The sequence below is a fragment of the Streptomyces flavochromogenes genome (assembly GCF_000717595.1).
In the GTDB taxonomy this organism is placed as follows: Bacteria; Actinomycetota; Actinomycetes; order Streptomycetales; family Streptomycetaceae; genus Streptomyces; species Streptomyces flavochromogenes.
The window spans coordinates 105,839-117,751 of sequence record NZ_JNZO01000015.1 but is presented as its reverse complement, the minus strand read 5'-3'; the positions used below and the strand labels follow the sequence as shown (position 1 = coordinate 117,751).

Here is an 11,913-nt window from a genome sequence, read left to right as displayed (position 1 = left end):
ATTCTTTCCTGAATAGCAGTATTCGCATTGATCTTTCGGGCGCGTCCAGCACGAGGGGAAAGCCATGCCAGACAGGGCATCCGCCCATGGCAGCTCCGTCGACAGCCGCCGAATCGGGACCGATCACCACGGCCAGATGGCCCCGTTCGCCACCGATGCGACATCTCTGACTCTCCTCGGGGCCTTCCGGCTGCAGGTGGGCAGCCGAGAGGTCCGGCTTCCGGCCGGCGCCCAGCGAATGACCGCGCTGCTGGCGCTCCAAGGGCGGATGAGCCGCAGCCGCCTGGCGGGAACCCTCTGGCCGGACTCCACGGAGGACCGAGCACTGGCGAGTCTCCGCACCGCCATCTGGCGCGTGAACCAGGCGGTGCCCGGACTCGTCGCCACCACGACCGCGGAAGCCGGGCTGGCCGCCTCCGTCGTGGTGGACGTAGAGACTCTGGTACGGCGGGCCAGAGCCGCGCTCCAGGAGACTCCGTCATCCCTCGCCCCGCTGCAGCACATGCTCGGGGACGCCCGCGAACTGCTCCCGGACTGGGAGGAGGAGTGGCTCAGTGGCGAACGGGAGCGACTGCGCCAACTCCAACTGCATCTGCAGGAGTCCCTCGCGGAACGGCTGACATCCGAGGGCCGCTTCGGGCTCGCCCTGGAGGTCGCCCTCGCCACGCTACGCCTGGATGTCCTTCGCGAGAGCGCCCACCGGTCGGTGATCCGCATCCACCTCGCCGAAGGAAACATCGGCGAGGCCCGGCGCGCGTACGCGACCTGCCGCCAGGTGCTCAGGCAGGAGTTGGGTGTCTCACCGACCCCTGCCACGGCGAGCATGCTCACGCTTCCTTCGGAGACCCACCCCTGATCGTCGGGTACCGCTCATGGAACCCGTCATGAGCCCCACGCCTGATACCGCGACGGCCCTGTTCGCGGCCTCGGCCCCGCGTGGTGGGCCCGTGACGTCCCCGTCCCCGGACCTGGCCCGGGCCAGGTCCCGGTCCGCATCCGTGCGGTCTCCTCAGAGCCGGACCGTCCAGCTGACCGTGGACCTCATCGTCCGGGCGATGCCGCGGTCCCGCACCGAGGGCGTACGGTCCTCGGCCGTGAGGGACAGTGTGTGCCTCCGGAGGTCGAGCAGTCGCAGGGCCAGGTCGGACACCCGTACGTCGGTGCGGCCCGCGAGGGACTTCATCTCCCGCCCGTCCAGATACCAGCGGATCGTGAGTTGACGCCCGTCCGCCCCGGCCAGCCGGGGTACGAGGGCCTTGGCGGTGTCGCCCGCGCGGAGGGTGCGATCGGAGGCCGTGACGGGGGAGGCGATGCGCGCCTTGCGGTAGAAGCCGGCGATCATCGCCTCCACTCCGGGCAGGTTGAAGGGCTTGCCGAGGGAGCGCATCAGGGAGTCCTCGGTGGGGCGCCGCAGCCCGGTGACGTAGTAGCCGCCGCCCTCGTACGCGCCGACGGTGCCGCCGTCGGGAGACTGCTCACCGAGCCAGCGGTGCCACTTGGTGCCCCGGTCGGCCATGTCGTCGGCGGTCAGGGTGGTGATGTTGGAGTCGGCGGGCTCGGGGCCCAGGTACCGCTCGTAGCCGGGGTAGTCGGAGTAGAAGTACTCGTCGGCGAGCTTGCCCAGGGAGTGGCCGGTCTCGTGGATCGCGACCTGGCCGGACTTCTCGTTGCCCGCCGAGGCCGTCGATATGCCCTCGTAACCGAGGGTCTCGCTCGGCTCGTTGTAGCCCGCGCCGCCGTACTTGGTGCTGTTGGCGAGGACGAGCACCAGGTCGGCCTCCGGCGCCTTCGCGACGTATCCGTCGACCTTGTCCTGGTCGACGCAGAGCAGCCGCTCGATGTCGTCGCACCAGAAGTACGAGCCGAGGGCCGTGTCGCGGACGGTGCCGGGTGAGGGGTCCCCGGAGACGCCGGACTGGTTCGAGACGGCGTCGACGGTCCAGACGTTGAAGAGGTTGCGGTAGGTGGTGTACGGCTCGACGGCCGTCAGCTCGGCCCATTTCCGCTGGGCGTCGGCGTGGAAGCGGGGCAGTTCGGCGACGGTGTAGCCGTCTCCGACGACGACGATGTCGAGCCGGTCGGCGCTGGGGCCGTTGTCGACCATCTTGGCCACCTCGCCGTCGGCGGCCACCTCGGTCGCCGTCAGCCGGGAGGCCGCCTGGTTCCGGCCCTCCGGCGGCACACGCGTGTGGCCGTAGCCGGCGAGCGTCCCGTGTTCCGGCCCCGGTATCTCGACCTCGACTCCGGCCGTGGGGGGTGCCGTCGGGTCCGCGGCGGCGCTGCCGGGTGAGGCGGCGAGTACGGCCGTGAGGGCGACGGTCACTCCGACCGCCATGGCCCCTCGTCGTGCTGAACGCATGAAATCAGCCCCTTGCCAGGCGAGTTAAGTGCATCAGTAAATGTGCTGAACGAGTCGCTTAACCTAGGGGGAAGGCGGGGGCGTGCGCAATGCCTACTGCTTCTGGATACTGGGCAGTTCACGAACCAGGGGGTCCCCATGGACGATCCGGCCACGATCGGCCATCGAGTGCAGCGGCTGCGCGCTCAACGCGGGCTGACACAACGACAGTTGGCTGAGCCTTCGTACACCCCCGCCTATGTGTCGACGCTGGAGTCGGGCAGGGTCAGGCCCTCCGAGACCGCGCTGCGCTTCCTCGCGGAGCGGCTCGGTACGTCGTACGAGGAGCTGGCCACCGGCAGGCCCGCACACCTCGCCACGGAACTGCGGCTCGCTCTCGTCGACGCGCGCCGGCAGCTGGCCACCGGGACGGCGGAGGAGGCCGCCGTCGGCTACCGTCGCCTGCTCGCCGACGCGGAGCACCTCGGCCTCGTCCCCGAGCGGGCCGAGGCGCTGCTCGGACTCGGCGACTGTGCCCTGGAAACCGGTGAACTGGTCGACGCGGGAAGGTACTTCCAGGAAGCCGAGCGGCTGCTCGCCGAGGAGCCGCTGCCCCGCCGCGCACGCGCGATCCGGGGGCGCGCCGTCGCACACCTCCTGGCCGGCGAGCTGCGGTACGCCTGCTACCTCCTCGAGTCCGCCATCGACGAGCTCGGCGCGAGCGGCCTCGCCGACCCCGAGGCGCTGGTCATCCTGTACGCCGCCGTGATCGGCCCGTACATGGACATGGGGGCCCACGCCCGTGCCGCGCACGCCGCCGAGCTCGCCCTGGCGCTGGCTCCGCAGGTCGACGACCCGGCGCTGGTGGCGGGCATGCACCGGCAGGTGGCCCGCACCTTCCTCGCCGAGGGGCGCACGGCCGACGCGGACGCCTCACTGGCCAGGGCGCAGGCGATCTACCAGCAGCTGAGCCTGCGGACCGATCTAGCGCACTGCCATTGGATGCGCGGCTACGTCCAGGCGCAGAACGGAGAACTGGAGTCGGCCGAACAGGAGTTGCGCGCAGCCCGGGACATGCTGAACGTCAAGCGCGCTGCGCTGTTCACCGCGCACGTGGAGGTGGAGCTCGCCGATGTCCTGCGGCGGCTCGGGCGGCACGGCGAGGCGTCGGAGTTGCTCTCCGCATTTCTCGAGCCGGGTGACCGGCACGGCGCGGTGCACGCGGGAGGGGCGCACAGGCTGCTCGGGCTGATCGCCGAGGAGAGGGGGGACAGCGAGACCGCCGAGGAGCACTACGTCATGGCGCTGGGGCTGCTGGAGCGCAGCGGAGCGAGCGGCGACCTCGCCGATCTGTGCCGTCTGCTGGGGGACCTTCTGCGCCGCGGCGGCCGTACCGAGGCCGCTCTGGACGCGTACCGCACGGGTCTTGGGCACAGGTCACCCCCTGGCACGACGACGCTGGGGCCGGCTCCGACGGCAGTGGCGTTCCCGCGGCACTGACGGCCGGTTCGACCTGGCGAGGATGACGTCGCACAGGTCCGCCGGGTCCGCGCGGCGGACGGTCGACACCGTGAGAAAGGGCCTCTCCCGGCTCGCCGGGGGTGTCGGGACCAGGCGCCTCCCGCGAGCATCGCGGTTGCCCGGCGGTCGTTCCCGCCCGCAGCGGATGGTCACGCGTCCCTGAACTTGGCCCCTCCAGGACCGTCCTGCCGCCCGCCGATGCCCTGGTGGTCGGCCTGCTCCGCGACGGCCCGGCGGGCCGGGTCGGTGAACTCGCGCTCGACCGCCTCCTGCAGGAGCAGAGACTGCGCGCGCACGGCGGGGTGCTGCGAGGACGGCAGAGCGTCGAGCAGACCGTCGAGCATGGCCCGCAGCCTCCGGCAGATCTGCACGGACGAGCCTCCGTACTCACGGATCTCGCAGACGGCGAGCTCGAGGTAGTTGTCCCAGTCCCGGCCCGGGAGCACGAGCCGGGCGTCCCCGTCGCGGTCGGCCAGGACGTAACGTCCGGGGAGCCGTGTTCTTCCGACCGTGTGCAGGAACCACTCGATGTAGTTGATGACCTGCACCGCGGTCGTGGGGTCGTTCACCGCGGGGGAGAGGGCCCTGATCGCGATGTCGACGAGGATGCGCAGCGCGAAGGCGGGATCCTGTTCGATCGTGCGCTCGGCCCCGAGGGCGACGAGACTGTTCACCCGCTCCGGGTCGGGCCTGGACGTGCCCCCACGGACCTCCACCAGCACGGTGCCGGGAGGTACGAAGTCACCGATCAGCCGGGTCACGACGAAGACGCACTCGTGACGGGCCGCCTCCGCGATCAGACCGGGCACGTCGAAGGCCTGAATGGCCCCGCCGCGCTCCGTACGGATCTGCAGCACCGAACCGTCGGAGGGTACGGCTCCGTCTCCGTGGGGCGCGGCGCCCCGGATCGCCGCGGCGCCGCCGGTGAAGACGTTCTTTCCCATGCGCGCGACCAGGTCTGCGATGGCCACCGGTCGGAGGCTGTGGGTGAACCGGTTGAGGTAGATGAGCAGGAGTACCAGGCTGACGGCCACCGCCGCGCCGGCCAGGGTGACCCCGAGGTCGGGGACCGATGCGGATTCGACGCTGCGCAGCAGGGAGAAGGAGAACGCGAACGTCCCGGTGAAGGTCGCCAGAACCGCCTTCTGGAGCCGGTCCCGGTACCACAGGCGCATGTACCGGGGGGAGAGGGTCCCCGTGGCCTGCTGCACGACCAGTACGCCGATCGTGACGACGAACCCGAGCAGCGCCACCATCGCGCCCACGATGGCGGTGAGCACGCCGCTCGCGGTCGTGGCGGAGTAGTGCCAGCCGCTGGGCCAGTCCGCGCTGTCGACGGCGAGGGCGGCCTCGGCCAGAAGAGCGCCGAGGACGAGACCGATCATCGGCACGATCCACAGGCTGGCCTTGACGTACTGCCGCAACCTGAACCTGTCCGCCCAGGACGTCACGACACCCATGCCACGCTCCTTGTCGGGAGGAGTACGTACTCGTGAGGCGCCACGTGACGGCGGCTTCCCCCGAAGGGACTTGCTTCACCTCACGGTAGGGCGATACCCGGACCCGCGCGCAGCGGCGGGGTCGTCACCCCGCGTCACGCTCTCGCCAGGACGGGGCGACACCGTCGACTTAAGCTGATCGGGTGCCGTCCGGTCCGCCTCACCCCCCGGCGCGCAGGCGTCGGCATGGGGTCGACCGCGGCTGAAAGGGGCCCGCGATGGAGGAATACCCCCTGATCGAGAACCACGGTCTGATCGGTGATCTGCAGACCGCGGCGCTCGTGACGACCGATGCGACGATCGACTGGTTCTGTTGCCCCCGGTTCGATTCGCCCAGTGTCTTCGGCTCTCTGCTCGACCGGCGTAAGGGTGGCCACTTCACCGTGCGGCCGGTGGCGGACACGTACACGACCAAACAGCTCTACCACCCCGACACGGCTGTCCTTGTGACGCGCTTCATGACGGAGGGCGGGGCGGGGGAGGTCGTCGACTTCATGCCGGTGACCGGAAGCACCGCGACGGACCGGCACCGCATCGTTCGCATGCTCCGCTGCGTGCGCGGCAGCATGACGTTCGAAGGGGAGATCGCTCCACGCTTCGACTACGGTCGCAAGCCGCACGAACTGCACATCTCGGAGGAGGGTGCCCTGTTCGTCTCGGAGGGCCTGGCTCTGGCCGTCCACGCCGTCCGTGAGCCGCAGGACGAGCGGCTGCTGAGCGTCCTCCCGGGCGCCAGCGACGACCTGCGCTTCTCCCTCACCCTCCGGGCGGGCCAGCAGCGCGGCCTGGTCATGGAATCCGCCCCCGGTGGGCCGCCGCGTGAGATCCGCCTGGAGGAGTTCGAGAGCCTCTTCGACGAGACGGTCCGCTTCTGGCGCTCCTGGCTGGCGCAGTCCACCTACTCCGGCCGTTGGCGGGAGGCGGTGGAGCGTTCGGCCATCACGCTGAAGCTCATGACCTACGCGCCGAGCGGCGCCCTGGTCGCCGCCCCCACCGCGGGGCTCCCCGAACAACTGGGCGGGGAACGCAACTGGGACTACCGGTTCACCTGGATCCGTGACGCCTCGTTCTCGGTGTACGCCCTGCTGGGCCTGGGATTCAAGGAAGAGGCGTCCTCGTTCATCAACTGGCTGCACGCGCGGGTGAAGCAGGAGGCCGGCCGGGAGAACGGTTCCGGGCCGCTGAACATCATGTACCGGGTCGACGGCTCCGCCGACCTGGTCGAGGAGACCCTCGGCCACTGGGAGGGGTACCGCGGCTCCGCCCCGGTCCGCATCGGCAACGGAGCGGCGACCCAGCTTCAGCTGGACATCTACGGCGAGGCCCTCGACAGCATCTTCTTCGCGCACGAGCACGGCATGCATCTCGACCACGGTGGCTGGAAGGCTCTGCACACCCTGCTCGACTGGCTGGTCGACCACTGGGACCAGCCCGGCGAAGGGCTCTGGGAGACGCGAGGGGGCCGGAAGGACTTCACCTACGGTCGGGTGATGTCCTGGGTGGCCTTCGATCGCGCCCTGCGGATCGCCTACGACGACGGCCGTCCCGCGGCCGGCGGACGTTGGGTCGACGCGCGGGACGAGATATACGCGCAGGTGTACGACCGTGGCTGGGACCCGGGGAAGCAGGCCTTCGTGCAGCACTACGGGGACGACGTGCTCGACTCGTCGCTGCTGCGCATGCCGACGGTCGGCTTCATCACCCCCGACGACCCGATGTGGAAGTCCACTCTGGACGCGATGGAGCGTGAGCTGGTCAGCGACAGCCTCGTCTACCGCTACAACCCCGAGGCGTCGCCCGACGGGCTGCGCGGCTCCGAGGGAACCTTCTCCCTGTGCACGTTCATGTACGTCGACGCCCTGGCCCGCGCCGGACGCACCGACATGGCCAGGCTGGTGCTGGAGAAGATGCTCACGTACGCCAACCACCTGGGACTGTACTCCGAGGAGATCGACCTGACAGGAAGGCAGTTGGGCAACTTCCCCCAGGCCTTCACGCACCTGGCGCTGATCGACGCGGCGATCACCCTGGACGCGATGCTCCAGGAGAACCGGCCGGACGGTGTCTAGGTCCCGTCGTCACACTCCCGTCGTCGCTCGCGGCAGGCGGGAGTGTGACGACAGGGCCCAGGGCCGCGGACACGCCGAGCGGGTTCTCACAGCGGGGGAGCGGTCGTCGTGGTGGGCGCGGGCCCGAGGAGGACGACGGTGTCACCCTCCTGCGGCACGGTCTCCCCTCGCTCGGTGACGGGGTCGAGCCGGCGGTCGGCCCGTACGACGAACAGCGTGTCGTGCTCCGGCGGAGTCGGGTCGCCCGCCCGCTGCACCATGAACCGGGCGCCCTGCCCGTAGCGTTCCGCGAGGACGTGGCGGACCAGGGAGCGCCCGAAGAGGATGTCGCCGCCGGTGTACGGGGCGACCACGCCGTGACTGTCGTGCGGCGGCCCCACCCGGTAGACGGGGCCCTCGACGTTGTCCTGCATCACGATCGAGGCGAGCGCGTTGAAGTCGTCGTCGTCGGTGGCCAGGAAGACGGCCGTCACGCCCTCCAGACGAGCACCGGGGTTGATGGCCGTGGCCAGCAGATCGCCCTTGGCCAGGTCGAGGCCCGCCTGCTTGATCAGTTCCCGTTCCTCGTCGAGTCCCGCCCACATCAGCACGTCGAGGCCGGCGGATCTCAGGGCCCTGCCCAGGTCGACCACCCACGGCTCACCGCCCACGAGAAGGACGCGGGTGCCCTCCTCCTTGACGACCCCGAGCCGTCTGGCCATCGGCGCAGCCGTCAGCGAGTAGAGCAGAACGGTCCCCACGATCACCAGGAAGGTGACGGGGAGGATCTTCGCCGCCCCGGGCACTCCCCGTTGCACCAGGCCGGCGGAGAAGGCCGAGGCCGTCGCCGCCGCGACGATGCCGCGTGGGTCCATCCATCCGACGAAGGCGCGCTCGCCGCGGGTGAGGTCGGTGCGTGCCGCGGCGCCGAAGGCCACGATCGGGCGGACCACCAGGACGAGGATCGCGACCAGGCCGAGCGCGGGAAGGAGAACCGGCACGAGGGACGACGGGGTGACGGTGGCGGAGATGGAGACGAACAGCAGGCCGATGATCAGCTGGACCAGGGTCTCCAGGAAAGGGCGGCGCGCGGGCATGTCGAAGCCGCGGATGTTGGAGACGGCGAGGCCCGCCACGATCGCGGCGATGAGCCCCGTGTCGTCCCGCACGATGTCACAGCCCGCCGACACGCCGATCACGATGGCGAGCTGCGCCAGCGTTCCCAGGGTCTCGCCGAGCCGCAGGGTGCGCAGGGTGAACCACAGCAGCGCGGTTGCCACGATCCCGCCCGCCAGCCCGAAGGCGAGGCTGAGCATGAACTGGCCCAACTGGTAGCCCCGGCCGATGTCGATGTGGTGCGACGAGGCGACCGCGTGGAAGGTGAGCGCGCCGAGGATGGCGCCGATCGGGTCGGTCAGCGTCCCCTCCCAGATCAGGATGCGCCGCACCTTGTCGCTGGGCCGCACGAAGTCGAGGATCGGCCCCACCACCGTGGGCCCCGAGACGACGAGGATCATGCCGAGCATCGCGGCCACGCGCAGCGGCATGTCGAACATCGCCGGTGCCACCGCCCCGGTGACGAGGAAGGTGAGCAGCACGCCGTACACGAGAAGCCTGCCCACGATGCCCCGGGTGTGGTGGGCCAGTTTGCGCAGGTCGAGTCCGAGACCGGCGTCGTACAGGATCACCGCGACGGCCAGCGACACCATGGCGGAGAAGTCCGGTCCGAGCAGTTTCTCCGGGTCGATGACGTCCGTGATCGCGCCGGCGGTGAACCCGACGGGAAGCAGGATGATCAGGGCGGGGACGCGCAGCTTGCTCGCCAGGATCTGCGATCCGGTGGCGAGCACCACCGTCAAGGCGAGTCCGAGAAGGATCTCGTCGTCGGTCACAGCGGCTTCCTTCCTCGGAATGCGAGTGCGGGGGCGGCCAGAACGCCGTGCGAACGGGCGATCAGAGGCCGGGTGACGGACCGTCCCCCGTGGTGCTGCTCCCCCCGCGCAGCTCGGCGTCGGTGAGCTCTTCGAGCTCACCGCGGGCGTCGAGCCAGTAGAGGAGGGCCACGGCCGGCATGACGAGCACCAGGGCGACCAGGGTGACGATCGCCAGCCACGTCAGTGTGGCGGGCGAGCCCGCGGCGTCGGCCACGGTCAGCGAGGTGGGGAGCAGATAGGGGCGCTGGGCCATACCCCAGGCGATGACGGCGGACGCGACGACCCCGATCGCCGTGACGCGCATCCAGGTGCTCGGAGGCCGCAGGAGCATGAAGACGGTGACGAGGGCGGCCGCTCCGGCGAGGACGACGAAGAACAACCCCAGGCCGTGGGTGAGTCCGCGCCACACGTAGGGGGCGTCCTCGTGGGTGACGAACCCGGTGACCACCGCGAGCACGGTGAGTACGGCGAGGCTGCACAGCGCCCGCCGCCGGAAGTAGTCGACCAGATCGGGCGCGTCGAACCGTCGGGCGTCCCCGGTCAGGAACACCGAGCCGAGGAAGGCCGTGGTCGCGACGGCGACGAGCCCGAACACCAGGGAAGTGGGGCTGGTCCAGATGTCGGCCGAGGCCTCGGTGCCCGGTGCCACGCGTTCCGACGCGATACCGCCGACGGCCGCACCGAGGAAGAACGGCGTCACGAGCGAGGCGACGGCGAACAGGGCACCGTACAGGCGACGGCCGGCGAGCTGTCGAGAGGGCTTGCGGAGCGCGAATCCGGCACCGCGCAGGACCATGCCGACGACGGCCAGGGCCAGCGGGAGCCACATCGCGGAGAACACGGTCTGGAACAGGACGGGGAAGCCGGTCCACATCATGACGAGAACGAAGATCAGCCAGACGTTGTTGACCTCCCACACGGGAGCCATGGCGTGGTCGATGAGCCACCGGGGGCGCCGACCGCGTTCCGTTCCGCCGGCGGTCAGGTCCCAGAAGCCGGCCCCGTAGTCCGTACCACCGGCGCAGGCGTACGCGGTCACGGCCAGCAGCAGGACCACGGCGATGAGGTCGGCTGTCACGGTCGGTCACCTCCGGACTGTCCGGCTCCGTCTCCGGCGGGCGGGCCGTCTCCCGCGGGGACGTCTCCCACGGGGACGGGGGCGCGCGGACCGTAGGGGAGGTCCTCCTCCGGGGGGCCCGTATCCGCCGAGGCCTGCTGCAGGTCGGTCAGGCGCCACCGCGTGCGCATCTTCAGCAGGATGACGAGGAACGAGCCGAAGAGGAACACGTACACCACCATCACGACAGCGAGCATGATCCACAGGGTGGTGGAGCGGGTCGAGGTCACCGCCTCGGCGACCCGCATGTTCTGGTACACGATCCAGGGCTGGCGTCCCACCTCGGTGGCGATCCAGCCGCACTCGACGGCCACCACGGAGGCCACGCCCGCACAGGCCGCCGAGCGGTAGAACCACGCCGAGGCGGGCAGCCGACGGTGCCGCAGCCAGACGAACCCGTACCAGAGGGCGAGCAGCACCAGCACGGATCCGATCAGGACCATGATGTCGAAGGCCCAGTGGGCGATGGTCGCCTGAGTGGCCGTGGGGCGCTGGTCCGCCGGGACGGAGGTCAGCCCCACCACCTTCGTGTCCGGACTGAATCCGGCCAGCACCGAGTCGAGCAGGGGGATCTTGATGCCGCCCGAGACGGTACCGTCCTCGTGCAGGCGCCCGAAGAGGTACTCCGGCACCCGGGTGTCGGTCTGCCACACGATCTCCAGCGCGGCGAACTTCACCGGCTGCTTGTGGAACACCGACCGGGCGATGGAGTCGCCCAGGACGAACTGGACCGGGGTGGCGACGGCGGCGATGGTGAACGGGACGGCGAAGCCGAGCCGGTGATAGCGGTCCCGGCGGCCGCGCAGCCAGCCCGTCGCGTAGACACCTGCCACCACGAAGCCCGCGGTGAGAACCATCGCCACGACGAAGTGCCAGTACTGCGGCCCGAACATCGGTGTGAAGATCGCCTTCCAGACGTTCACATCGACCGGGTTGCCGCCGGAGTCGAGCGAGAAGCCCTGCGGTGTGTTCATCCAGGAGTTGGCGGCCAGGATGCCGAACGCTCCGAGCAGTGCCGCGAAGGGCAGGGGCAGGCCGAGGAGGAAGTGCGTCCGCGGCTTCAGCCGCCGCCATCCGTAGAGGTAGATGGCGATGAGCACGGCCTCCAGGAAGAAGGCCCAGGCCTCGACGCCGAATCCGATGCCGAAGACATCACCCCACCGCCCCATCAGGCCGGGCCAGAGCAGCCCGAACTCGAACGAGAGCACCGTGCCGGTGACGATGCCGAGGGCGAACTGCACCGCCATCACCGCCGACCAGCGCCGCGCCAGGAGCAAGGCCGTGGCGTCCTTGCGCCGCAGCCCGCGGTAGTGCATGACCAGGGTGATGAAGGGGAAGGCGACGCCGAGGGGGACCAGGATGATGTGAGAGGCCAGGGTGAAGGCCATGAGTTCCCGGGCCGGCAGGAGTTGGGCCGGGGCATCCGCCAGCAGGTGGAGCGAGGTGGACATGCAAG

Annotated in this window: 8 protein-coding genes; 3 read left to right on the top strand and 5 right to left on the bottom strand. The window is 70.3% G+C overall.

All coding sequences use genetic code 11. From position 1 onward, the window contains the following. Window positions 1-64: 64 nt before the first annotated feature. Window positions 65-856 (top strand): AfsR/SARP family transcriptional regulator, encoded by a 792-nt coding sequence (locus IF00_RS0120290; RefSeq protein ID WP_051820512.1) that lies wholly within the window; start codon window positions 65-67, stop codon window positions 854-856. Between the two features lie 153 nt (window positions 857-1,009). Here the strand turns inward: IF00_RS0120290 and IF00_RS0120285 are convergent, their stop codons facing one another. After that, on the bottom strand, window positions 1,010-2,359 hold the full coding sequence (locus IF00_RS0120285) for a M64 family metallopeptidase (protein WP_030319979.1): 1,350 nt from the start codon (window positions 2,357-2,359) through the stop codon (window positions 1,010-1,012). A 138-nt stretch (window positions 2,360-2,497) separates the two neighbouring features. On the opposite strand from IF00_RS0120285, the gene IF00_RS0120280 reads away from it, so the two are divergent. Then, window positions 2,498-3,838 carry a helix-turn-helix domain-containing protein gene (locus IF00_RS0120280; RefSeq protein ID WP_030319978.1) on the top strand — a complete coding sequence of 447 codons (1,341 nt, stop codon included), beginning with the start codon at window positions 2,498-2,500 and terminating at the stop codon, window positions 3,836-3,838. A 170-nt stretch (window positions 3,839-4,008) separates the two neighbouring features. On the opposite strand, the gene IF00_RS0120275 is transcribed toward IF00_RS0120280, so the two are convergent. Then, window positions 4,009-5,319 carry a DUF2254 domain-containing protein gene (locus IF00_RS0120275; RefSeq protein ID WP_030319976.1) on the bottom strand — a complete coding sequence of 437 codons (1,311 nt, stop codon included), beginning with the start codon at window positions 5,317-5,319 and terminating at the stop codon, window positions 4,009-4,011. A 257-nt stretch (window positions 5,320-5,576) separates the two neighbouring features. Between IF00_RS0120275 and IF00_RS0120270 the strand changes: the two genes are divergently transcribed. Further along, on the top strand, window positions 5,577-7,427 hold the full coding sequence (locus tag IF00_RS0120270; RefSeq protein WP_030319974.1) for a glycoside hydrolase family 15 protein: 1,851 nt from the start codon (window positions 5,577-5,579) through the stop codon (window positions 7,425-7,427). Window positions 7,428-7,513: 86 nt separating this feature from the next. On the opposite strand, the gene IF00_RS0120265 is transcribed toward IF00_RS0120270, so the two are convergent. From IF00_RS0120265 to IF00_RS0120255, 3 genes are all read right to left on the bottom strand, one after another. After that, window positions 7,514-9,298, bottom strand: a complete 1,785-nt coding sequence (locus tag IF00_RS0120265; RefSeq protein WP_030319973.1) for a cation:proton antiporter — start codon at window positions 9,296-9,298, stop codon at window positions 7,514-7,516. 61 nt (window positions 9,299-9,359) lie between these two features. Continuing rightward, window positions 9,360-10,418: a cytochrome d ubiquinol oxidase subunit II gene (locus tag IF00_RS0120260; protein ID WP_030319971.1), complete on the bottom strand. Its 1,059-nt coding sequence runs from the start codon at window positions 10,416-10,418 to the stop codon at window positions 9,360-9,362. Continuing rightward, on the bottom strand, window positions 10,415-11,908 hold the full coding sequence (locus tag IF00_RS0120255) for a cytochrome ubiquinol oxidase subunit I (RefSeq protein WP_030319969.1): 1,494 nt from the start codon (window positions 11,906-11,908) through the stop codon (window positions 10,415-10,417). The genes IF00_RS0120260 and IF00_RS0120255 overlap by 4 nt, the downstream gene beginning before the upstream one ends. Window positions 11,909-11,913 lie beyond the last annotated feature (5 nt).